The 22,830-nt window shown below is 63.4% G+C and carries 18 protein-coding genes and 2 pseudogenes; 8 read left to right on the forward strand and 12 right to left on the reverse strand.

Annotated features, from left to right (window positions below):
• Positions 1–77: 77 nt before the first annotated feature.
• Positions 78–575 carry a hypothetical protein gene (locus tag ASE91_RS18815; protein ID WP_235519784.1) on the reverse strand — a complete coding sequence of 166 codons (498 nt, stop codon included), beginning with the start codon at positions 573–575 and terminating at the stop codon, positions 78–80.
• Positions 559–1,179: a recombinase family protein gene (locus ASE91_RS10775; RefSeq protein WP_082450963.1), complete on the reverse strand. Its 621-nt coding sequence runs from the start codon at positions 1,177–1,179 to the stop codon at positions 559–561. The genes ASE91_RS18815 and ASE91_RS10775 overlap by 17 nt, the downstream gene beginning before the upstream one ends.
• Positions 1,180–1,411: 232 nt before the next feature.
• On the opposite strand from ASE91_RS10775, the gene ASE91_RS18820 reads away from it, so the two are divergent.
• The 5 genes from ASE91_RS18820 to ASE91_RS10785 all read left to right on the forward strand — a co-directional run bounded on the left by ASE91_RS18820 (position 1,412) and on the right by ASE91_RS10785 (position 11,620).
• The gene (locus ASE91_RS18820; RefSeq protein ID WP_082453971.1) at positions 1,412–1,702 is read left to right on the forward strand and encodes an AbrB/MazE/SpoVT family DNA-binding domain-containing protein; all 291 of its coding nucleotides are present in this window, start codon (positions 1,412–1,414) and stop codon (positions 1,700–1,702) included.
• Positions 1,702–2,088 (forward strand): type II toxin-antitoxin system VapC family toxin, encoded by a 387-nt coding sequence (locus ASE91_RS18825; protein WP_082453972.1) that lies wholly within the window; start codon positions 1,702–1,704, stop codon positions 2,086–2,088. The genes ASE91_RS18820 and ASE91_RS18825 overlap by 1 nt, the downstream gene beginning before the upstream one ends.
• Positions 2,089–2,656: 568 nt before the next feature.
• Positions 2,657–3,109, forward strand: coding sequence for an OmpA family protein (locus ASE91_RS18830; RefSeq protein WP_162233654.1), 453 nt, complete (start codon positions 2,657–2,659; stop codon positions 3,107–3,109).
• Positions 3,110–3,138: 29 nt separating this feature from the next.
• The gene (locus tag ASE91_RS10780; RefSeq protein ID WP_056626027.1) at positions 3,139–11,037 is read left to right on the forward strand and encodes an FG-GAP-like repeat-containing protein; all 7,899 of its coding nucleotides are present in this window, start codon (positions 3,139–3,141) and stop codon (positions 11,035–11,037) included.
• Positions 11,003–11,620 (forward strand): hypothetical protein, encoded by a 618-nt coding sequence (locus ASE91_RS10785; RefSeq protein ID WP_235530432.1) that lies wholly within the window; start codon positions 11,003–11,005, stop codon positions 11,618–11,620. Before ASE91_RS10780 ends, ASE91_RS10785 begins: the two co-directional genes overlap by 35 nt.
• 341 nt (positions 11,621–11,961) lie before the next feature.
• Here ASE91_RS10785 and tnpC read toward each other — a convergent pair.
• The 9 genes and pseudogenes from tnpC to ASE91_RS10830 all read right to left on the reverse strand — a co-directional run.
• Positions 11,962–13,011 (reverse strand): annotated as a pseudogene (gene tnpC, locus ASE91_RS10790) (IS66 family transposase); the annotation flags it as partial.
• Positions 13,012–13,045: 34 nt separating this feature from the next.
• Positions 13,046–14,245, reverse strand: a complete 1,200-nt coding sequence (locus ASE91_RS10795; RefSeq protein WP_056626161.1) for an IS256 family transposase — start codon at positions 14,243–14,245, stop codon at positions 13,046–13,048.
• A 56-nt stretch (positions 14,246–14,301) separates the two neighbouring features.
• Positions 14,302–14,826, reverse strand: a pseudogene (locus tag ASE91_RS18835) (IS66 family transposase zinc-finger binding domain-containing protein); the annotation flags it as partial.
• A gap of 55 nt (positions 14,827–14,881) precedes the next feature.
• The gene (gene tnpB, locus ASE91_RS10805) at positions 14,882–15,214 is read right to left on the reverse strand and encodes an IS66 family insertion sequence element accessory protein TnpB (protein WP_156357793.1); all 333 of its coding nucleotides are present in this window, start codon (positions 15,212–15,214) and stop codon (positions 14,882–14,884) included.
• Positions 15,215–15,225: 11 nt separating this feature from the next.
• Entirely contained in the window at positions 15,226–15,603 is a 378-nt protein-coding gene (tnpA, locus tag ASE91_RS10810; protein WP_056626039.1) for an IS66-like element accessory protein TnpA, read from the reverse strand.
• A 258-nt stretch (positions 15,604–15,861) separates the two neighbouring features.
• A complete protein-coding gene (locus tag ASE91_RS10815; RefSeq protein ID WP_056626042.1) occupies positions 15,862–18,498 on the reverse strand; it encodes an AAA family ATPase in 2,637 nt (878 codons plus the stop codon).
• Positions 18,495–19,607, reverse strand: coding sequence for a metallophosphoesterase family protein (locus tag ASE91_RS10820; RefSeq protein WP_056626165.1), 1,113 nt, complete (start codon positions 19,605–19,607; stop codon positions 18,495–18,497). Before ASE91_RS10820 ends, ASE91_RS10815 begins: the two co-directional genes overlap by 4 nt.
• Before the next feature lie 46 nt (positions 19,608–19,653).
• Positions 19,654–20,940 (reverse strand): type II toxin-antitoxin system HipA family toxin, encoded by a 1,287-nt coding sequence (locus tag ASE91_RS10825; protein WP_056626045.1) that lies wholly within the window; start codon positions 20,938–20,940, stop codon positions 19,654–19,656.
• Positions 20,937–21,221: a helix-turn-helix domain-containing protein gene (locus ASE91_RS10830; protein ID WP_235530433.1), complete on the reverse strand. Its 285-nt coding sequence runs from the start codon at positions 21,219–21,221 to the stop codon at positions 20,937–20,939. The genes ASE91_RS10825 and ASE91_RS10830 overlap by 4 nt, the downstream gene beginning before the upstream one ends.
• A gap of 333 nt (positions 21,222–21,554) precedes the next feature.
• On the opposite strand from ASE91_RS10830, the gene ASE91_RS10835 reads away from it, so the two are divergent.
• The 3 genes from ASE91_RS10835 to ASE91_RS10845 all read left to right on the forward strand — a co-directional run bounded on the left by ASE91_RS10835 (position 21,555) and on the right by ASE91_RS10845 (position 22,442).
• A complete protein-coding gene (locus ASE91_RS10835; protein ID WP_056626051.1) occupies positions 21,555–21,761 on the forward strand; it encodes a hypothetical protein in 207 nt (68 codons plus the stop codon).
• Between the two features lie 96 nt (positions 21,762–21,857).
• The gene (locus ASE91_RS10840; RefSeq protein ID WP_056626054.1) at positions 21,858–22,145 is read left to right on the forward strand and encodes a hypothetical protein; all 288 of its coding nucleotides are present in this window, start codon (positions 21,858–21,860) and stop codon (positions 22,143–22,145) included.
• Between the two features lie 6 nt (positions 22,146–22,151).
• Positions 22,152–22,442, forward strand: coding sequence for a DUF1488 family protein (locus tag ASE91_RS10845; RefSeq protein WP_031393324.1), 291 nt, complete (start codon positions 22,152–22,154; stop codon positions 22,440–22,442).
• A gap of 99 nt (positions 22,443–22,541) precedes the next feature.
• On the opposite strand, the gene ASE91_RS10850 is transcribed toward ASE91_RS10845, so the two are convergent.
• Positions 22,542–22,829 (reverse strand): hypothetical protein, encoded by a 288-nt coding sequence (locus tag ASE91_RS10850; protein ID WP_056626057.1) that lies wholly within the window; start codon positions 22,827–22,829, stop codon positions 22,542–22,544.
• Between the last annotated feature and the right edge of the window lies 1 nt (position 22,830).

The following is a 22,830-nucleotide window of genomic DNA, read 5'->3' on the forward strand; positions in this document are numbered from 1 at the left end:
GACCCCAGCGCTTACTTACTCAATAGCACGAACCTGCCGGCATACCACCTGAACTCCAACGCAACGCGCCGCTTAGCTCAGACCTGAAAGTAAAGTAGCCGTGGATCATCGAGCATGCTGGCTGGCGTCGGAGTAATCCAATCGGCACCATGTTCGGGATAGGGGCCGTAGAACAGGTCGCCCATCGCCCGACGGAAATGGGCATTCATCCACCGACGTCGCCGATGCTCGGGGGCATCGTGGATCATGTGGCATCGCTGGCAAAGCGCAGCCAGCTTTTCGAAGCGACTGTCGCTTGGATCGTGATGGAGATGGGCGCACGCTAGAACCACCGATGTCCACTTACCAACGTGCAGAATATCGTTGGTCGGGCGACGAACCCGCCTGCCCTGCCCGTTCCGCCAATAGCCGCGTTCCGCATCCCACCACCGTCCGTCACCCATGTGGAAGACGCGCTTCAGATGTCCCCGACCACAATGCTCGCAGCACCCTTTGGCACGGACAAACCGAACGAAGTCGGAAATATGCCGCCAATCGATCGGGTACAGAAAAACATGCTCAGGACGGATCGGCATCGGTAGCAGCGCTATGCAGTAGAGCGGATTCCGATGGCAAGGCACCGTTTGGCCCGAGAGACGCTGCAGGTAGGAAGCGATAAACCGTCCCTCGCGAGATCCCCAGTTCGCGGGCGATGTGCGCCGGGCGCATCCCCTGCGCCGCGCGCGTGCGCACCGCCTCCGGATCGATACGCGGTTTGCCGCCCTTATAGACGCCGCGCGCCTTGGCAGCCGCGATCCCCTCCGCCTGTCGTTCCTTACGCAGGTTCGTCTCGAACTCGGCAAAGACGCCGAGCATATCGAGGAACGCTTTACCGGCGGCAGTGCGGGTATCGATCGGCTGCTCTGTCGCCTTTAAGGCTACCCCCCTGCCCTTCAACTCGTGGACGATGTCCTGAAGGTCCTTCATCGACCGTGCGAGCCGGTCGATCCGCGTCACAACCAGCGTGTCGCCCTCGCGCAGAAAATCGAGCAGGACTTGTAATTCGGTTCGAGCTTCGCGCCCGGACCCGGACTTTTTCTCCGACCGGATCGTCTGACATCCAGCTGCGCGTAAAGCGGCTTCCTGGATGCCGAGATCCTGATCCGTCGTAGAAACACGGGCATATCCAAAAAGCGCCATCGAACCCTCATTCTGTTCGAACAGCTTCTAAACCCAACGGATCAACTGTTCAATATCCCTGCAACCCACCCTGATTAGACGCTACCGGCGTTTCATACTGGTTGTCCGATACGGGTATACCCACATTGACGGTCGCGTACTGGCATTTCAGGCTCGATAGCCCTAGCCCCGTTGTGTCATACCATTTCTTGTGGCACAATATACAGATGTTAGCGCATAAAGGGATGTGGCAGTGGCCTCGCAGTCCATAGATATCAATGTTGCCAGTAATGGACGTATGGTGCTGCCAGCGTCAGTGCGTAAAGCGATGGGGCTACAAGGTGATGCCAAGATCATTCTGACAGTTGAGGACGATCAGGTGCGGCTGTCCCCAATCGGTCATGGTGTATCGCGTGCGCAGGCGCTCTATCGCGCAAATGCCAAACACGCGCGCACTACTGACGATTTCCTTGATGATCGGAAAGCGGAAGCTGCCACCGATCTCGGAGAAGTCGGGTCAGGCGCATTGGATCGAGACGCATAGTGACGTCCGTCGTTCTCGACGCATCCGCAGTGCTAGCACTGGTCCGAGATGAATCCGGTGCCGACAAGGTCGCTCCCCACATCGGGCGTGCTGCAATTTCAGCAGTCAACCTCCAAGAGGTCATCAAGGAACTGCTACTCAGTGGCCTTGACGAGGCGACTACCCGTGAACTGCTTGAAGAGCTTCGTCTCGACGTTCGCGCCCACGATACCGAAGCAGCCTATGCCGCCGCTGCGCTGCATGCCCAGACACGCCAATATGGCCGCGGGCTAGGTGACCGTTCATGTCTGGCGCTCGCTGTGCAGCTTGGCGTCCCTGCCCTCACCGCCGATCACGAATGGAAGAAGGTGAAGGTCAAGAACTTGAAGCTTGAGCACATCCGATAGCCACAGCCTGCCTCGGTCCGCGTCACCAGCTTCGTGCTTTCGACGACACCATGTTCGCCGTTCGATACCCCCGGCGACCGCCGGCGCAACGGCAATAATTGGGACATACCCGCCATTGCTTCGCGATCATTTGATGTCCGCTTATGGCAAAGCGGGACGTTGAAGCTGTCGCCGCAATCAGCCCAGGTTTGGTGATGTCGACGTGATAGCCGCCGTCTGCTCACCAAATTCCGGCCGATAGTCACTGGCTGCCCCAGCCGAGCGACACCTCCTTTACGCGGCATGCTGCGCGGTCGTTCAAAAACGCGCCGAAGCTGGTCTCCAGCTCGCAGCCCGAAAGCGGACAAGCGCCTCTCTATCCATGCGCCCTCATCGCCTGACAGATAGATACACGTGGCATCCATCTACCATCGTCAAAAACATCGACGAGATCGCAGCCGAGCTAAGGTATTTCCCTGACCGGCCTCATCCTCGACTTGGGTTTTTCGTATCTCAAAAGCGGCCGCCAGCTGTGGATGCTGCAAAAATATTATGTTACTTAATGCAAAGAATCGCAGGGCGGGGGCTCATGGTCGGATTTGCGCGCAGATGGCTGAATTTTGCAGTTTCGACAGCTGCCTTGATAGTTGTTGCGACGGGGATCAAGGCCTATGCGCAGGCCGATAGCCATATGCCTGGACCTGTCGAGTCCGGCCAAAGCACGACGATATATTTCGCCTATAATAGCAGCCGGTTGAGCAATCCCTCCAAAGAAGCGATTGCTCGAGCCGCAAGGGCAGCAATTTCATCGGCAGCCGATAAGGTTCAGGTGGTTGGTCATGCCGATCAAGCTGGTGATCCTACGTATAATGTGCTGCTGTCGCAGCGTCGGGCACGGCGGGTCGTGGCCGCTTTGATCGCTGCCGGCGCACCGGCGCGGATGCTGAGCGCCGATTGGCAGGGCGAATATCAGCCCGCAATGCCGTCCGAAGATCAGCCGGAAGCGCTGAATCGAAGGGTTGTTATCACGATCGTCGAATAGTCCTGCCGATCTCGCTTGGGGGAAAACAGATGGCGCCGGTTCGTCGCATGATGAGGTTTCTCGCGCTTGCCTGGCTGGGCGCCACCCTGTCGCCAGCGCACAGCCAGACCATCGACGGGCAAGCGATATCGGGAACCTTCGCGGTCACATCCTCGGGCAGCGCTGTCTATTCGATCGACCTCAAGACAGCCGTCGGAACGGCGGGGACCGCACCGCAATTCAGCTTGAGCTATAACAGCCAGGGGTCGCAGGGCGAACTTGGCGCGGGTTGGTCGATCAGCGGCTTCTCGGTGATCAGCCGTGGCCCGCGCACCCAATACACCGATGGTCAGATTGCCGGCGTCAATCTTGACCGCGACGACGCGCTCTTCCTCGATGGGCAGCGGCTTATCCCCGTCGAGCGGAGCGGCGCGGGCTCGGCTACCCGGATCATCTACCGCAAGGAGGTCGACGACCTCACCCGGATCACCCAATCCGGCGAAAGTCTCGCCGATGCGACGTTCCTCGTCGAGACCAAGGGTGGCGTCCGCGTCGTTTTCGACGGCGCCAACAACAGCCGGGTGAAACTCGCTGGCGGGCAGACCCTTTTGCTCGCCGCGAGCGAAGTGCAGGACACCACCGGCAATTTCATACAATTCATCTACGCCCAAGGCGGCAACGGCGATTATCATATCGAGAGCGTGCACTATGCGGGTCACCGCGGTAGCGGCGCAAACCTAGCCCCCTATGCCGCGATCGACTTCCAATATGAAGCGATCACGCGACCGATCTCCGCCTATATCGCCGGCCAGCTGATGAGCCGCAAATCGCGCCTCAAGCAGGTGGTGTCGCGCGTGTCGGCGAACCGCGATATTGCAACCGTCACCGGCACCCAGATTGCCCGCTACATCTTCGACTATGAAGATCGGGACTCACTCAACGGCTTCGTCCTCACCATGGTCCGTCAGTTCGACGAAACCGGCGCTGTCCAGACACAGCCAACCAAGTTCGTATATTCGCCTCTTGCCACCAATTGGGTCCAGGACACCCACACATTGCCGATTTCGGCGCTGGCGGCGAAGGAAGACCTATCAAAGGGCTATCGCTTCGGCAGCGTCCTCACCACCACGCCTGGTCGGCCCGACCTGCTCTTTTCCGCCCAGATTGATGGACATCTCGAGGCGTTCGCCTTTCGCAATGATGTCGCGGGATGGGCGGAGGTCGAGGATTTCCGTCCCCCCTTCGCGTTCATCACCGGCGACGGCAAAGATGCCGGCGCACTCCTTCTCGACGTCGATGGCGATGGGAAGGCCGATCTCCTGCAATCCAACAAAAAGAGCGACGGCACCGTCGAACGATCGGCCTGGCGCGCCGGGACCACGAAGTGGGAAGACAGCCCGGCGTTCAAGCTGCCCTTCAACCTCACCGAAAATGGCGAGCGCAATGCCTTCGTGCTCATAGGCCGATGGTCGGGCGGGAAGGGACCAGACCTCCTCTACAGCAGCGCTTCGAACGGCAGCGGCTTCCTCACGAGCGATGGCGCAGCCTGGGTGCCAGATGCATCGCATGCGCCGCCGGTCGCCCTAACCCGCAATTCGATGCTGGTCGACGTCGACTGCGACGGACGTGCTGAACTGGTCACGCCGGATCCACAATCACCCGCAAAATGGTTGATCTACCGCTATCAGGCGGCGGCTTGGATATTGGTCACCGATCCGCTCCTGGCGATTCCGGTCGATGCCAGGGCTGGTGCTGCGGCGATCAGGGCCCTGGACCTCAATGGCGACAAATGTCTCGACCTGGTCGTCGCCTCGAAAAAGCTCAACCTGCGCGCCGCCTATCTCGCCTCCGCGACCAAATGGATACCCGAAACAAGTCTCGCGCCCACTTTCGACCTGGATGATGCGAACGGCGTGGCCTCCGACGCGGTGGTTGCCGATTTCAACGGTGATGGCAAAGCCGAGCTGGTCGCGTCAAAACCGGTCGAGGGCGGCACGGCCTTCCGCTTCGCCTATGGGTTCGATACCACCGGTTGGAATGACCTTGGCGCAGCCTTCACCCTGCCCGCCGACCTTTCCAATGACCGCGCTCATGTGGGCGACCTGGACGGCGACGGCATAGCCGACATCGCGGTGCCGGAAGGCAATCGCAGCGGTTTCGGGCAGGTCTATCGGGGTAGCTCCACCGCGCTCGTCGAAGCTCCGGCGCTCAGCCCGCGCATCTCCTTTGCACGGCGCGATCAACAAGACCGCGGCATCCGGTTTGTCGACCTGAACGGCGATGGGCTGACCGATGTCCTGTTCAGCCGCGAGGGCGAGGCCATCGCAGGCGGACCACCGTCGTCAGGTGCGTTTATTAACACCGCCGCCGGATGGGTGCCAGCTCCTGGGCTCGTGCCGCCGCAGCCTTTGGCCGGGGACACGATCGCGGGCGATCCGGCCCAATTCGCCGACGTCGACAATGACGGCTTCACCGACCTTCTCTACGCCTATCGCCGGGCGAACGGCTCGACCACCATGCTCTACTACAGGAATGTGGCAGACGGCAGCGGCGGTCGGAAATGGGCCGAGCAGACTGGGTCCAAGCTGGCGCCCCCCATGGCGTTCGCCGGCGAGCAGGTCGGCGATCTGGGCGTGCGTCTGATTGACCTGAATGGTGATGGTCGCATCGACATGCTGCAGAGCGTGGTCACCAAGTTGCCGACGGGGCAAGTCGTAGCGGTCGAGACATGCACGCCGGTCGCGGGGCCTCCTCCCGCCACACAGTGCGAATTTGATCGGTCGCTCTTCCCGGGGACGGCTTATCTCAACATGGCTGGCGGATGGCAGCAAACCGCCGCCTACACACCCCCATTGCCGCTGGTGGCGCTTCCAGCGTCGACGCGCGAGCGCTCGGAGGCGCTCGGGGTCGAACTGGTCGACGTCAATGGCGACGGCCTGCCGGACCTCGTAGCCCGCTTCAAGCATCCGCTCGACGCAAAAAAGGAAGTGTCGGAAGTTTGGTACAACAGCGCCAAGGGCTGGGCGCGTGCGCCCGCCAGCGCTGGCGTCCCCGTGTTGCTCGATGAGACCACCCGCAATCGCTTCGCGATGTCGCAATGGACCGACCTGAATGGTGACGGCCTTGCCGACCTAGTCTACACCGAACGCGCCGGGTCGACGAACAAATCGATGTCATGGCTCTCGACCGGCCGCGGATTCGTACAGGCGACCAATTGGCAGGCACCGCTTGAGGCGCAGGCCGAGAAAACCGGCGATCCGTCGTTCCGCCTCGTCGATCTGAATGGTGATGGCCTTCCCGACATCCTTTCGACTCGCAAGCTCGGCGATGGTTCGGTCAAGCGCGGTGCCTGGTTCAATTCGGGGACCGGGTGGACCGCAGCCCCGGCCGCAGCGATCGCGGCCTTGCCGGCATTTATCGATAACGACGGTGCGGATCAGGGGCTCCGCCTTGTCGATGTCAATGGCGATGGGCTGCTCGATGCGGTCCGCGCCTATGCCCCGCAGAGCGGAGCGGTCGTGCAGCAGATAGTGCTGCTCAACACTGGACGTCGTGCCGATGTGCTGCGCCGCATCGACCAAGGCAATGGCGTGTCGGTCGATGTCTTCTATCAGACGCTGCTCGAGGCCACGCCCGAGCGCGCGACCGGCGAGAAAACCGCCAAATATTGGAGCAAGGTCTACCAGACCCCTGTGCAGGCGCCGGCCTTGCCGCTGATCAGTCCGGTGCCGACCAGCTATGTCGTCCGGCGAGTCATCACGACCGAAGGGCCCGGACGGGCGAACGCGGTCTCTTATCGCTACGGTGATTATGCGCTCGATACCCTGTCGTCCCGATCGCTGGGCTTCGGTTGGCGGGAGTCCTACGACGAAACGGCCCGCATTCTCACCCGCACCGAATATGGGCGGACGGTCCTGTTGTCCGGCCGTCCGCTGCTCGAGGCGAGTTGTGCGCTGACGCTGGACAAGATCTCGAAAAACGCTCTGGGTGGCAGTAATCTGTGTCCCACTGCCGCGACGCCCGGCATCCAGCGCCTGTCGGAGACGACAAGCGATTATAAGGTAAGCGAGGCTTCGGTCACACCCGTGCCCGGCCCGACGTTCAAGGTCTGGCAGGTCGCGATTCAAGGGACCGTCCAGAGCATGTGGGAGCTCGACGGCAAGCTGGTTTCGCGCGAAGCGACGGCTATCACCTACGGTGAGCCCGCCAACCTCTTCGATCGGTGGCTCGAGGTCACGAAGACGGTCACCACGCGCAGTGACGGTACCTCGCTGACCACGGTCAATGAATATGCCCAGGACGATCCGAGCCGCTGGTATCTGGCCCGGCTGACCAAATCGACCGTGACCCATGTCGGGGACGCCAAGTCGGGGGGAGCCCGAAAGTCGGAGACGCGGATTTCGGCGTTCACCTACGACCCCCAAACCGGGTTGATCGCGACCGAGACGCTTGATGCCGGCGCGCCCAAGGCGGTCACTAAGACCTTCCTGCGGGATGGTTTCGGCAATATCGTCGAAACGCGGATTGCGACGGCGGGTATCGTTCGCCGCAACCAGAATGACTTTGACGGCCTAGGCCGGTTCGTGACCGAAGCCCGCATCCTGGTGACCAAGCGGCCGCCCTATCGCATCACGACGGTACCGCGCCTGCAGGACGGGGCTCCGCTGTCTATCATTGACGAAGACAATCAGATCACCCGCCGCTTTCAATATGACGGCTTTGGCCGGCCGATCCTCGCCACCGACAATAATGGTCTGCAGACCCTGACGCGCTATCTTCGCGTCGCATCCTTGCCCGATCCGTCGGTTGCCACCGGCACTTCGGCGGTGAATGCCGTCACGATGAAAGTCGGCGCCCTCCCCGAGGTCGTCAAGCTTCTCGACGGGCGCGGCAGGGTCGTGCGGACCGTGACCGAGGGCTTCACCCAGAACACGGCCACGGCACGCCCCCTGTTCGCCGACATCCGCTACGATCCTTTGGGACGCATCGAAGCGACGGCCATCGCCGATGACAAGGGCGCGGCGCCGCGATGGGATCGCGCCGAATATGATGTGCTCAACCGCGTCACGAAACAAACCAGGCGCGACGGCCAGATCATCCTGATGGGCTATGCCGGACGCACTGGAGGCGGTCGTGTCCTCAAAGTGACCGAGCAAGGCCCCACTCCCCGGACGAGCACCACCGAGGTTAACACCCGCAACCTCCCCGTCCGCGTGAGCGACGCGCGCGGCGCTGGAACGGTGTACAGCTATGATGCGGCCGACCGCGTCGAGAGCGTCACCGGCCCGAACGGCGCCACCACGCGATTTGGATATCAATTTGGGCAACGAACCGACCTGTTCGACCCCGATCTCGGCCATATCAGCTATGAATATAATGGCCTGGGCGAACTTGTCGGCCTCACCGACGCGAAGAACACCAAGTTCACGCTGACCCGGGACGAATTGGGACGTGTCGTCAAGAAGGTCGGAGGCGGCATCACGGTCAATTGGGAGTTTGACGAGACCCAATATGGCGTCGGTCGATTGAACCGAATGTGGGACACCAACAAGTTCGAAAAAAGCTACACCTACGACGCGAATGGCGACGTGCAGACCGAATCGGTCAAGATCGATACGGAGACCTTCGTCACCACATTCGAGCGCGATCAATATCGCCGCGTGACGCGGACCGTCTATCCGGTCAATCCGACCGGGCAGGTGCTGGCCGCGCGCAGTCGCTATGACGACAAAGGCTATCTGCACCGGATCAGCGACGATGTGGGTGCAGCCACCTATTGGCAGGCTCTCCAGATCGACGCCAGCAGCCGGATCCTCGACGCCAGCCTGGGCGACGGCGTGCGGCGGCAGGAGGTTTATGACAATGCGACCGACCGGTTGCTGACGCTCAAGGCGATGGGCGTGGATGGCGCGGCTATCAGCAACCTTGCGCTCACCTATGACGAGTTCGGCAATATAAAGCGGCGGCAGGACAGCGCGCAGAAGATCGACGAGATCTTCGGCTATGACGAGCTGAACAGGCTGACCTCCGCCAAGGATGCCGGCTCAAATCTCGCCTTTCGCTACGATAATGCGGGTCGGCTCCGCCAGCTGGGCGCGTCCGCGGGCTTTGCCTATTGGCGAGACAAGGCCCAGGGCGGTTGGCAGCCGGAACATGCCGTCACCGCGACGGCGACTGGCGGGAAGACAACGACCTATCATTATGACACGAACGGCAACCGCGACAGCGGTGCCGCCGGGACGACCTATGGCTATACCGACGACAACCGGCTTAAGTTCGTCAAGCTCGCCAATGGCGAAAGCACGGCGTTCGAATATGCGCCGGATGGGACGCGCTACCGCCAAATCCAGACGGTCGCGGGTCGCGTCACTGAGACGATCTATGTCGGCGCCTTCGAGCGGATCACCCAATACGCCGCGGCCGATCCCAGCAAGCGCGAAATGACCTACCGCTACTTCCTCGGTGGGCCCGACGGCGTGTTCGGGGTCCTCCAGGTGCGCACCGCGCAGAGCGGCGGTTCGGTGTCGATCAAGGAGCCGTCGCGGCTCTGGCTCGTGCTGAAGGACCAGCTTGGCAGCGTGATCGCGGTCACCGACGCCAAGGGCGTGGTCGCCGCTAGATTTTGGTACGATGCTTGGGGCAAAAGGGTGCGGGCCGACCTGACCGCGCTCGGCAGCCAGCTCGGCGCGCCTTGGACGATGGGTTTCGGAGGCCACGAGCATCTCCTTGCCTTCGGCCTGATCCATATGAACGGGCGGGTCTATGATCCCGCTACCGGCATGTTCCTGTCGGCGGACCCGCTGGGTGCCGACGGTGGCGGCACGCAGACGATCGGCCGATATCTCTACGCGAATAATAATCCGCTGCGGTTCATCGACCCGTCGGGCTATTGGAGCCTCGGCGGCGCCATTAAAGGCGCCATAGGCGGCTTCATCGCCGGGGGGCCGGGCGGTGCGATCGTCGGCGCCTTCCTCGGCGGCAACGACGATACCAGGCGCTGGATCGAACAGAATTGGCGGGAAGTGGCGATCGCCACGGTCGCGATCGCGGCGACGGTCGCGACCGGCGGGATGGCAAGCCCGATCCTGGCCGGCATGATTGTTGGCGCGGTGTCGGGCGCCACATCGGCCATACTTTATGGCGGCAGTTTCGATGAGGTGCTTTTTACCACCGTCAAAGGCGCGGTGATCGGAGGGATATCCGCCGGAGCGTTCAACGCGGTCGGAAACGCCTTCGTCGGCGCGGAACATTCGGTCGGAGCGATCGCCGCACACGGCGTCGTGGGCGGCGGCCTCAATGCGATGCAGGGTGGTGACTTCTGGAAGGGCTTTGTCGCCACCGCGGCGACGAAGGCCACCAGCGCGATCGAACTACGAAGCGCCTCGGCCAATATGGCGCGAGCGGCGATCGTTGGCGGTACGATGGCCGAGATCAATGGCGAGAAATTCTCCAATGGCGCCATTCTCGGTCTCTATTCCTACACGTTCAACGACCTCGCCCATAAGGTCCGCTGGATGACGGTGGGTGCCGCTATGGGCGGCGCCGTCATGGCGACCGCGTCGGTGCCTCTTGATGCAGCCACCGGAGGTGCCAACATTCTCGCCACCCCACAGGAGATCGCTTTCGGCGCTGCCGCGGGGGCAGCGGCTGCCGGATATCTCTACGACATCGTCTACAGCGAGGGGCCCGTTCTTCCAGACTTCGACTTCTGGGATCCGAGCAAGGCGCCGGTTGGCGCCGACGGCAAGACCTGGACTTGGGAGGGCGGGAAAGGTTCAGTTCCCGGTGACAAATTCGGTGGCTATAAGAATCCGAGCAACCCCGGTCAGAGCATTCACCCTGATCTCGGCCACGGCCCCCCGCATGGTCCGCACTGGGACTTCAACGACCGAAATTCCAAAGAAGGAAAATGGCGTGTCGACGAGAATAGGAAGGCCGCTCCGAAGTGAAGAAGAGGAGCGTGCGCGAGCCTACCTGACCACCTATGTCAGGGAATTGGAAATTGCGCCCGACCCGTCATGGGCGCCGGGTGACGGGTCGATCGACATATTAGCCAATCTTGCGGATACCGAAACGCTGCCCGGCTTCGAGGATGCGTTGCCCCCCGATGAGGGTTCAAGGGTATCGCTAGGCGCGCTCAGCGCGACCAGGCTACACACGCCATTCCAGAGCCTGGCCGAACTATCGGCGACAAAAACCATAGGTCGGTCCGGGCTGTATTTGCACGAGCCCTATCTGACATTGAACGACGATGTGGATCTCGCAAAGGCGCTCGTCACCATATCATCGGATCTCTACGCCGAGGTCGATTGCCGGGCAGAACCACCCGAAGCGATCGAAGCCCACATCCACCGATATTTCGTGACATGGAGCTTCCTGATGGTGCGCAGTGCGCCCGGCCTCCGAGATCGGAAGGAGCTGTTCCGCCAAGCGGATTTGATCGCGGTCGCCGCTTTCGCCGGCGAAGGCTTTGTTGTTTGGAGAGCGCCCGACATCGCACCCGAGGGCATGGTACATTTTTGCACGATCTGACAGCGACAGACCGATCCATTGCCAGTCGAACTCCACGGTTCGGCTGCAGGGTATCCGCGCGCTGAGCGCCTACGACCGCTGCCGTCCGCATCAGCCGTGCGTCCCGGGGTTCCCGATCGCGCAGCGGCGGATGATAATGACGCGTGCGATTGGCGTAGTCATCCTCTGCGAGGATCGGTCGACCTACGGCGACGCAACGCTCGCTTGAGAGCAGCAACTAAAGGCCGCTTTTGAGATAAGTCGGCAACGTTCCGAACGACCGATATCAGAGCGCATTGCTGCCGGCTAAATCAAGGAACCTGGAATAGCGGGTATTGTAAGCGCGGCGTGGAGGCCGCAGATTATGCGGCTTGCGCGGTCGGCTGATCTGCCGGGGGCATCCAGTTCCACGGCATCAACTCACCCCAGCGACTGGCGGGCCAGTCGTCGGCGACCTTGCCGATGACGTCGGTGATGTAGGCCTGCGGGTCGATGCCGTTTGCCTTGCAGGTCTGGATGACGGTGTAGATGGCCGCGGCGCGCTCGCCACCGGCGCGTGAGCCGGCGAACAGCCAGTTGCGGCGCCCGATGACGATGCCGCGCAGTGCGCGCTCTGCGATGTTGTTGTCGATCTCCAGACGCCCGTCACCCAGGAAGCGCGACAGCGCGGGCCAGCGCTTCGTGCCGTAGGCGATGGCTTTGGCCATATCCGACCTGGGCGACAGGTGGCGCAGCGCAGTGTCGAGCACTCCGCGCAAGGCCTCGACCATTGACCGGCTTCGTTCCTGTCGGGCGCGATGGCGTTCATCGGGTGGCCGACCCCGCACCTCGGCCTCGACCGCATAAAGCGCGCCGATGCGCTCGAGTATGTCGGTGGTCAGCGGCGTCGGGACACGCTCGTGCAGGTCGAAGACCTTGCGCCGGAAGTGCGCCCAGCATGCGACCTCAGTAACACCGCCCCGGTAGAGCCCGTCATAGCCGGCATAGGCGTCGGCCTGAAGGAAACCGCGAAAGCCGGCGAGATGGGCCAGCGGGTGCGCGGCGGTGCGATCCGGCGTGAAGCGATACCAGGTCGCGCGCGGCGCCGTGCCGCCGGATGCCCGGTCGTCGACGGCGTAAACCCACAGCCGCCCGGTAGCGGTTTTGCCGCGACCGGGGTCGAGCACCGGCACCGGTGTGTCGTCGGCATGGATCTTGTCGGCCTTGAGGACTTCGTCGCGGATGCGGCTGACGATGGGGTCGAGAAGTGCTGCAGCCTGTCCGGTCCAGCTCGCCAGCGTCGAGCGGTCTATGTCGAGCCCTTGCGCGGCCATCATCCCGGCCTGGCGGTACAGCGGCAGATGGTGGTCGAACTTGGACACCACGACGTGCGCCAGCGTGGCGAAGGTGGCTTTGCCGCGCGCAAGGGACTGTCAGGAATTTTGTGCGGGAGGCCGGTTACCGTCATCAGATGACGAAGCGCTCGCCAAAGATCACGGCGAACTGGCTTTTGGCCTCACCCCATTCGCGCGGTGGGCGTTTCCATTCATCCGCCGCGTGATTGAGCACGAGGTATAACAGCTTCATCGCAGCATCGTCACCGGGGAAATGGCCGCGAGTCCGGACGGCACGACGGATCTTCGAATTCAGCGCCTCGATGGCGTTGGTAGTATAGATGATCCGGCGGACGCCCTCGGGAAAGGCGAAAAAGGGGATCACCTGGTCCCAGTGCCGCCGCCAGCTCATGGCGATGGCCGGGTGTTTCTGTCCCCAGGGGCCTTCCTCGAACGCCTCCAGCGCCGCCATGCCGGCCTCGGGCGTCTCGGCACGATAGACGCCGCGCAGCGCCTGGGCGATGAACTTGCGCTCCTTCCAGGACGCAAAGCTCATCGAGTTGCGGATCAGATGGACGATGCAGGTCTGAACGATAGCCTCGGGGAAGACGGCGTTGATCGCCTCCGGGAAGCCCTTCAGTCCGTCGACGACGGCGATCAGGATATCAGCGACGCCGCGGTTCTTGAGCTCGTTCATGACGCGCAACCAGAATTTGGCACCCTCGGTCTGCTCGATCCAGATGCCGAGCACCTCCTTGGTGCCGTCCGGCTGAATGCCCAGCGCGATGTATACCGCCTTGTTCCGGACGAACCCCTCGTCGCGGATCTTCACCCGGATCGCATCAAAGAAGACGAGCGGGTAGCAGGTGTCGAGCGGCCGACCCTGCCATTCGGCGACCGCCTCCAGCACCGCATCGGTCACGCTCGAGATCAGGTCGGGCGAGACGTCGATCCCGTACAGCTCCTCGAGGTGCCCGCGGATTTCGCGCACCGTCATCCCGCGCGCGTACATCGAGATGATCTTGTCGTCGAAATCGGGGAAACGGCGCTGGTACTTGGCGATGAGCTTGGGGTCGAACGTCCCCGCACGGTCGCGCGGCACGTCCAGCGTCACCTTCGATGTGCCCGTCAGCATCGTCTTCCTCGACGACCCGTTGCGCCGGTTGATGGTGCCTGCGGCGCCTTCGTTTTCTAGATGATCGTCGAGCTCTGCCGACAGCATGCGCTCCGAAAGCGCCTTCTTCAGCTCGTCGAGCAGGCCGTCCTTGGCGAAAAGCTCTTGCGGGTCACGGCCAGCCAGAAGCTGATCCAAAACGTCCTTGTCGATTGCCATATCGATGGTCCCTTCCATTCCATCCTATGGCCTCCCGCACAAAATTCCTGACAGTCCCCGCGCGCAATGGCGCTGACCGGTGCGGGCGCCTGAACGATCTTCTCGCACACCCGGCAACTGTATTTGGGCCGAACGTTGCGCACGACCCGCCAGCGCACTGGCACGATGTCGAGCATCTCGTGTGCGTCCAAGCCCAACTGGCGCAGGGCACCTCCGCAGTCGGGGCAGGTGCAGGCACCCGAGGCCGGCTCGTGGACGACCTCCTTGCGCGGCAGATGGTCCGGCAGGCTGCGGACGGGAGATGGTCGCGCCGCTACACCGGTGGCAGCCTCGGCTACAGGCGCATCGCGCTCCGTCTCCAGCTCTTCCAGCGCCAGTTCGAGCTGCTCGATCTCACGACCCAGCTTCTCGGACGACGCGCCGAACTGCATCCGCCGCAACCGCGCGATCTGCCCGCGCAGCGTATCGATGAGCAGATCGCGGGCGGCAAGGGCGGCATTGGCCCGGGCGAGCGACGCCTCCAGCGCGGCGATCCGCGCGGTGGCATCAGCAGGGGCAACGGACGCTTCCGACACCCGGATTCCATAGCAGATCGTCTGCCGACAGACGAGCAAAAGCGACGTGAAACCGCCGTTCCTACCCCGCCAGTGTCGGCGTGAACGTCCGCTCTGGCCGCCGCCAGTCGATACCCTCCAGCAGCATCGACAACTGCGCCGGCGTCAGCGTCACCGTGCCGGTCGCGGTCACCGGCCAGATGAAACGACCCCGGTCCAGACGCTTGGAAAACAGGCACAGGCCTTGCCCGTCGAACCACAGCAGCTTGACGAGGTGGCCGCGCTTGCCACGGAACGCGAACAGTGCCCCCGAATGCGGGTCCTCGCGCAGTACCTGCTGCACCAGCACCGCCAGCCCATCGAACCCCTTGCGCATGTCGGTCATGCCGCACGCCAGGAACACCCGCGTCGGCAACGCCACCGGGGTCACCGCAGCACCGACAACACCCGTGCCAGCGCACCCGCATCCACATGGGCATCGACGCTCACCCGCACCCCGTCCGGCAGGTCGATCTGGATAAGCCCCGGTGATGGGCATGGCGCCGGCTGCGGCGCCGGCGCAACCGGTTCAGCGACCCGCACCTCGGCAAACACCGGCAGCGACGGCATCACCCCGGCGAGCTGGCCTTCGCGCAACTGCTTGCGCCACGTGTAGATCAGGCTGCTCGATACCTCGCGACGCGCGATGACATCGCAAACCCGCACCCCCGGCCGGAACGCCTCGGCCAGAATCTCCAGCTTCTCCGCATCCGACCATCGGCGCCGGCCCGACACCCGGCCAACGACATCCATGCGACCAGTCATACGAGTGCTCGTATGACCAGTCGTCAAACCGAAAACTTCCCGCACCGTCCGCGCCCTCGTCAAAGGCGACAAGCATCCCGGATGCCAATGCTACCGCAAGGCGGCCTGCCGGCCACGCTTCCCGATCTCGGAAGCTCAGGAGTGGTACGACACCCGACCTGAACGGGCGGCGGCTAAGCCTCTGCCGCGCTCCAAACCGGTCATTCAGGTTTCCACCAGATTTCACACGCATGCAGACCTTCCGCTGCACGACAGGCGCTACTGCTCGGACGTTAGGGCGATCCGATTCCCGAGGTGACGAAATGCCCGATCACGACAGGTCAGCAGGATCACCTGCATTCGCGTCGCGGCCTCCGTCAGAACTTCGGTCATGAGATCGAGCCGTGTATCGTCCGAATAGACGAGCGGATCATCCAGGATGAGCGATACCGGCGCGCCTTGCTCCAGCAGCATGTCGGCGAACGCTAGGCGGGTGAGAACCGCCAACTGCTCCTGAGTGCCTCTGGAGAGATCACCGCATCCTTCGCTGAGCCCGCTTCGGCTGATGGAATTCAGGCCCAGATCATCGCCGAAGCTCAAGTCACAACCGGGCAACAGCCGCTCGATGTGACGCCGCGCTCGCCTGGCAACAGGACCGACGAAGGTGCGCGAAGCTTCGGCGCGTGCACCCTCCAAAGTATCGCGCAGCAGCTTCAATGTTTCAGCCTCCTGCGTCACACGAGCAAGGATGGCCGCCGCGGCTTCCGCCTTCTCCTGCGCGGCCGCAGCACGGTCGGCCAGACCCTTGCCCCCTTCAGCCTCGATGCGCGCTTCGAGGCCGGCAATGACCTTCTCCAGATCGTTGCGTTGTGTGCGGGTCACTTCGAAGCGCTTGTCCAACACCCCGATCTTGCCACTGATCACCGTGACATCATGCGCCGTCGCAGCCCGCTCGGCATCCTGAAGCCCGATCAGTGCCGCCGCCTCCAATTGACGAGCCTCCTGCAGCGCATCGGTGAGGTTCGCGACCGCAGGATCGCCTTCTATCGCCACGAGCTGAGCCTCCGCGTTCGACACGTCCCGCTCAGCACCGGTCTCCAGCACCAGTAGCGGGGCATTCTTGGCCTCCAGCAATCGCAGCCGCTCGGACGCGGCCTCATCGACACCCTCCGCCTTTGCGTGCTCAGTATCGACACCGCGCAAGGCGACCGTCAGTGCCTCGACGTCCTCAACCGCCTCGTCACTCCCCTCACCTTCCGCTCTCTCGTCCAGCCCACCGATGAAGAGTTTCAAGGCTGCAGCGCCAGCCTCAATCCCGAGCAGCACACTTGCCGGCGTAATCCCAGTGATCCGTGCCTCAAGCGTGCGAAGGTTAGCGATCGCGTCCCGCGCGGCCTCGTTGCGGGCCCGCGCCGCAGCGACACTCGCCACGCCATGCTCGGACAGTACCGTTGCCAGATCCTCGGTTGCGTTTGCCAGAGCCTTCTCAGCGCTCTGCGCACCGACCGGAGGGCGGACAATCAGCTCGGCAGCACCAAGACGAATGCGTGTCTCACGAGAGAGCGTCCGACTGCCGGGCTCAACTTCGGCTCCATTGACCGTCAGCCCGCTGACATCACCAACGAACTCGATCCGCGTGGCACCGGCATCGACTGCCGCACGGGCTTTGTCGACGGTGCGTTCCTTCGCTTCGAGGGCCTTGAGGACGTCAGGCGTGAGTAGCGTCTTGCCGAGCCTTCGGGCGGAATCGCACTCAGCTTCGAGGGTCAGTAGTTCGGCGTGACGCCGGCGGGCGTCTGCAACCTCCAGCCAGCGGCGTCGCGCCGCGACACGGGCGCTGGCGCTGGCAAGCGCCTCTTGCGCCTCCCGGCGGCTTGCCCGCGCGGTTGCTAACCGCTCGCGCGCCGCCCGCGCCTGTTCACGGGCGCAGGTGAGTTCCTCTGCCAGCCCAGAGCGATTTGCCCGTGCCTTGCGCAGCGCCGCGCCGGTATCGGCGACCGCCTTCCTTGCGGCGTCCAAACGCGCTTCGAGATCCTTGAGTCCCTTCGCCCGGTCCGCCAGTCGACCTTGCTCGGCCCGCCGCGTTTCGAGGAGCTGTGCCGCGGAACGCGCGATATCGAGTTGCGCGACAAGGGACTTCCGCTGCTCCGCGTCGGTCGTATCCGCAATGTCGCGATCGAGCACTTTCAGCCTCGCACGCGCGGCTTCAAGATTGGAAAAGTTCTGTTCGAGCGCTACGAGCCGGGTCGTCGCTTCCGTGGCGGCGAGCTGGGCAGCGTCGCGCGTATCACGCGCCGCCGTCTGGCGGCCAGTCGGCCGTCCGGTGTTTGTCCAGTATTCGGCGAACTGCGTGTCAATGCGAGGCCGCACCCGCTGATATGCGGCGCCGCCCATGATCGTCCCGACCTCGGCCTCCAATGTGCCCCGTACGGTATCGCGGACGATCTCGCCGGGTGCGGTAACCTCAAGTGCCTGCGCCTGGCCGACCCAGAGCAGCCCAAGTGCACCATGCGCGGCGGCATCGCCGGCCTGGCTGGTGTCGCGCCGCGCGCCAAGCAGCGCCTGCAACTGCGCTTCGGCGTCCTCGCCCTGGGCGCGGCCGTTCGGCCCACGCACTTCGACAGACGCACTCTTGAGGAAGCGCTTGGTGACGTGCCAGTCTTCACCCCTAGCCTCGAAGCCGACCTCGATCTGCGGGGCGACCGCCTCGCCGTACGGCGCATAGCTGCGGGCGAGCCGATTGGCGGTGTTGTGGCGGATGAAGAAGGCGGCGCGCATCGCCTCGAGCAGCGTCGACTTGCCGGTCTCGTTGGGCTCGATGATCACGTTGAGCCCGTCGGTCAGCCCCTCGATAACGAACGGATCACGGAACTTGCGAAAATTGTTCAGCGCAACGCGCCGGATTCGAAGGCTCATGCCGCGTCCTGTCCACGATGATATTCGACGAACAGCCGCTCCAGCGCCCGCTTCGCGGTCGCCGCATCGCTGCCGCCAGTATCGATGATGCCGATCAGCTTCGCGGCCGCCGTCCCCAGCATTCCCTCGACCTTGAGGTCGGCCAGATCGTGCTCGCTCGGGCGGCCGACGAGATCGTCGGACCTGACCGTCAGGTGCCGCAAACGATGCTGCAGGTCATTCTCCAGCCGCGCGAGGATTGCGATCCGGTCGGACAAGCTGACGATGCCGGCGAGCGAGAGTTGCAGGAGGGTGGCCGAGGGTTCGACATCGGCAAGCAGGCGATCGCACTCGGCGGCAAAGCTATCGGCATCCGAGATTGCCCAGTCGCGGGTCAGCCACTGGAACCTGCCGGTGCGGATCGGCGTCACAACGGGCTCTGCCCCCGGCTGCAGCACGACGAACAGCGCCTGCCCAGGCTCGTCGCGCTGGAAGCGGTCGGTTTCGGGCGTGCCCGAATACCAGGTACGTGCATCGACGCGGAGCGCGCCATGCCAGTCGCCGAGCGCCAAGTAGTCCAAGCTGGAGCGTTGGGCACGATCGGGAGCGATTTGATTCTGCGCTTCGCCACGAGACGAGAAGTCGCGGATCGAGCCGTGGGCCAGCCCGATCCGCAGCTGGGCACCCGGCGTCTCCATCGTGTCGAACAGGATGGTCGGATCGTCCAGGTTGTGGCGGTGCGTCAGCGGTGCCGGCAGCAGCCAGTGGCCGGGTTCCAGCTCGCAAGGCGCTGGCTCGGTGAGGATCCGGATGTTCGGCGCGCCATTAGCCCGCACGCGGTCCCACAGGCCGCTATTACGCGCAAAGTCGTGATTGCCGGGAAGCAGCCACCAGGTGCAGGCATGGCGCTGCATCCGCGACACCGCCTGCACGATAACGCGATCCTCGGGTCCTTCAGTGTCGAAGACGTCACCAGCGACGAGAACATGCGCGGCATCGTTCTCGGCCGCAGCCCTGCCTAGCGCATCGATCGCGTCGAAGCGTGCCTCAGTCAGAGCCGCGCGCACGTCGCTTTCAAAACGGCCGTACGGCTTGCCGAGCTGCCAATCGGCGGTGTGGATCAGGCGTATCATCAGATCCTTCTGGTGGCTGAAGTTCGGGACGTCGAGTGTCGCATCATGCCAGCACCGCCCGGGCGGCCGCCCGCTCCTCATGCTCGAAAGCGTCGGCAAAGCTGTCGAGATCGGCACCGGTCATGCCGAGTGCACGTCCCTCGTCCTGCCAGCCCGCGACGGCGTGGTCGACCTGCGCCAGCATCTCCTTGGCGCGTAGTGGTGTGATGCGGAAGTACGGCAACACCGACATCAGGGCGTCGATCGTCGCCTCAGGCCCGACCTCTTCCGAGACCCAGGTCTTCAACTCGCGCAGGCGCTCGGGGAACGGATTGATGTCGAAGGCTGGCGCCAGCCGCCACAGCCCACGATCGACGTGCAGGAAGCCGTGGTTCATCAGATGGTCGTCGACGTTGGTGATCAGGATCGAGAAAGCGATCCTGCGCCATAGCTCCTCGATATCGGCGGTGGGGGCGCTCCCATTCACGCGAAGCGCATCGACGATCTCGGTATAGGCATGCTCCTGCGCATCGCCGGGTTCCGCACCAATCATCGTCGCCGCCGAGACGTACATGAGCCGCCCGCCTTCTGCGGGGCGATCAAACCGCCGGATCAGCGCGATCGCGTCGCCATCGCTCTCAATCAGTTGGGCATCAGCCGCGTCGATCCCAGCGCGACGGGCAAGCCGCATTGCCAGCACCTCCCCTCGCGTGACCGAGCGCTCGTCGGCGACGCTTGGAAACTTGCCGATCGATAAGCGCCCCTCGTCGTCGACGACGGTGCATTTGGGGCGCAGTCCCCCGAGCGATGTGCCGCGACCGCGCAGATAGGCGAGATCGGCTGCGGTTTCGGTATTGGTCTCGACCGCCCGACTGGCGGCCAGGAGATGATCCAGTTCGATGAGGGGTGGAGTGGTGCGGCGACCATCCTCGGTCGCGCGCTGAGCGGTCCCTTGTTCGTCGATGAGACGCAGCGCGCCGACCCGGCTGACGTCATCCACCGCCAACAGATAATCGAGGCCGTTCAAAGCGCGTGCGTCGACCTCCTCACCACGGCGGCGGGCATCCTGCCGCCGCTTGGCATGGTCGCGCTGAATAACGCGCTTGCCCCAGCCGTCCGGTTCGGTGTCGGCGATCGCGGCATGAAAGACAGAACCGGTGCCGATCTTGCGGTGAAACTGCGGGCCGGCAATGAGCGGCAGCGCGGGCTCAAGGGCGAAGCGGTCGGGGTCGGCCAGCCAGCCGTCATCATATTCGAAGCCCGCGCTCTCGCGACTTCCTTGCTGATTGTAGTGCAGCAACCCGACGCAGCGGGCTTCGTCGCCGATCTGGATGCCGATCGTTCGCCTCACAGCGAAGCCGGCGGTTTGGGTCGGCGGACGCGCTGCGGCATGCGTTCCACGTCGAGTAACAGACCCTGCTCGTCGTTCTTGGCGTCGAGGATCTCTCCAAGGCTCTCGCCAAAACCCAGAACGAAGAAGGTCATGGCATATGTACCCAACGCGACGGTCGGGTCGCCTTTTTCCAGCTTGAGATATGTGCTCTTGGCCACACCGATGCGTTCGGCCATCATGACCACCGTGAGGCTGCGCTTCTTGCGCGCCAAGGCGATATCGGCGCCCAGCTTCGACAAGCTACGCCGCACGCGGGGCGGGAGGGTGTCAGCGACGGTCGATCGCATCTAGCGTCTCATATAAGCGCCCATCAGGCCAATACGGTACGTTATACACGACCTTATGCCGCCAGTCGAGATAGCCGGTTCGAGGCGCATTGCCTGGGTTCGACAGGGGTGGATGCAATGCCTGCTCGGCGGCATCGACAGAACCGGTAATCTCACACAAAGCCTCGGCCGTGGCGGCTTGTTCTCCAGGTAGCCGGCACCGCGGAGCGTGGTACGTGCAAGTCAAATGGCGTGGGGCTATGTCGTTGGTCTACCGATTGGACCGAGCAACCTTCACGAGGCAGAATGAAAGCCCTAGACGCCCTGAAGGCTGCACCCCCTGAGGTGCGCGCAGCAGCGCTTGCCGTTCTCGATCAGGTGTCGGCGCCATTGACCAAGCGACAGCTCGCCAGCGCCTTTCGCGCACATGGCATCGGGCTGCTCGATGCCAAACGCATGGCACGAGCCCTGCGCAAGCTCGATATCATCGTGGTCGCCCCTCGCGGTCCTTGAAGCTCGAGCATTGTGGGCTTCGGACTGGCACGGACGCGCCCTGTCAGGCTACATTCGAAATTGCGCCAAGAACCAGACGCGAGAAGGTAGACGATCATGACAGAAGCGACCTGGGGTGAAAGCGCGAAGACGCCTGAGATCAACTGGCGGATGAGCGCGTCGCTCGAAAACGTCCCGCGCGGCGATAGCGACGTCGCTGAAGTCACCAACCTCGAGCGGGCAGTTAGCGATTGGCGGGAGCTTGACCCCCAGCATCAAGCTGCGGCCGTCCTGACGGTGGAGCATCCCGTCCAGATCGACGGCGCCTCCAGCTCGACCTTTGCCGGTGAAGGCATTGCAGCACTGGCAGACCATCTGCCTGCTTCCAGCCCGAGCGAGGAGTAAGCCGGCATGGCCAATCCCAGCGTCCTTTTCGAGATGGGGGACTATTACTGGGTTGCCGAACGCGAGAGCGTCGGCTTCACGGGTACCACTAACTTGGGGTTGGTCGAGTTCCTCATCACCAGCGAGGCTTTGACGCAGCTCCTCGATCCCGATCGCGATACGCTCGATTCCGAAACTGCGCTCGAGGTGTTCATCGAATTCGAGAGTGACATTCACCGCATAGCACAGCGCGAGTTCGTCAAGCGGCTCGGCGGGGAGCCCCCGATCCTGCTGACCGCGGCCGACGTAGAGGGCTGAAGCCGTGGCGGAAGGAAGCGCCAGCTGGATCGATCCAGAGCATTCGACGGGCATTATCCCCGAGGTGCCTCAGCCAAGGATGCGGGCGGCACTCTGTTTTCACTGATCCAGCACTTCCTCATATCGGCCTGCGCGGCGTAGCTGACGGACAATGCCGTTGAACGCGGCGGTCACACCCTGCGCCCTCCCGATCTCATTCTCCTGGCGCGCCGCATCCCAATAAAGCTCAAGCGGCCAACGCTCCGGGCAATGCGGTAGGAGGCACCGAAGCGCCAAGCGAACCTCTACGCCGTCCACGCGCGCGTCCGAGCAGCGGGCGACGCCGCTCCGCAGGATATGGACCGATAGCGCGATGACGACGCGCTGGTGGCGAGCGAGCTTTGCCATC

Origin of the sequence: Sphingomonas sp. Leaf62, assembly GCF_001421915.1 — a bacterium.
In the GTDB taxonomy this organism is placed as follows: Bacteria; Pseudomonadota; Alphaproteobacteria; order Sphingomonadales; family Sphingomonadaceae; genus Sphingomonas.

Coding starts and splice junctions, on each gene's coding strand:
- ASE91_RS18815 (WP_235519784.1), bottom strand. CDS start 575: ATGCCGATCCGTCCTGAGCATGTTTTTCTGTACCCGATCGATTGGCGG.
- ASE91_RS10775 (WP_082450963.1), bottom strand. CDS start 1,179: ATGGCGCTTTTTGGATATGCCCGTGTTTCTACGACGGATCAGGATCTC.
- ASE91_RS18830 (WP_162233654.1), top strand. CDS start 2,657: ATGGTCGGATTTGCGCGCAGATGGCTGAATTTTGCAGTTTCGACAGCT.
- ASE91_RS10780 (WP_056626027.1), top strand. CDS start 3,139: ATGGCGCCGGTTCGTCGCATGATGAGGTTTCTCGCGCTTGCCTGGCTG.
- ASE91_RS10795 (WP_056626161.1), bottom strand. CDS start 14,245: ATGGCAATCGACAAGGACGTTTTGGATCAGCTTCTGGCTGGCCGTGAC.
- tnpA (WP_056626039.1), bottom strand. CDS start 15,603: ATGACTGGTCGCATGGATGTCGTTGGCCGGGTGTCGGGCCGGCGCCGA.
- ASE91_RS10815 (WP_056626042.1), bottom strand. CDS start 18,498: ATGAGCCTTCGAATCCGGCGCGTTGCGCTGAACAATTTTCGCAAGTTC.
- ASE91_RS10835 (WP_056626051.1), top strand. CDS start 21,555: ATGAAAGCCCTAGACGCCCTGAAGGCTGCACCCCCTGAGGTGCGCGCA.
- ASE91_RS10840 (WP_056626054.1), top strand. CDS start 21,858: ATGACAGAAGCGACCTGGGGTGAAAGCGCGAAGACGCCTGAGATCAAC.
- ASE91_RS10845 (WP_031393324.1), top strand. CDS start 22,152: ATGGCCAATCCCAGCGTCCTTTTCGAGATGGGGGACTATTACTGGGTT.
- ASE91_RS10850 (WP_056626057.1), bottom strand. CDS start 22,829: ATGGCAAAGCTCGCTCGCCACCAGCGCGTCGTCATCGCGCTATCGGTC.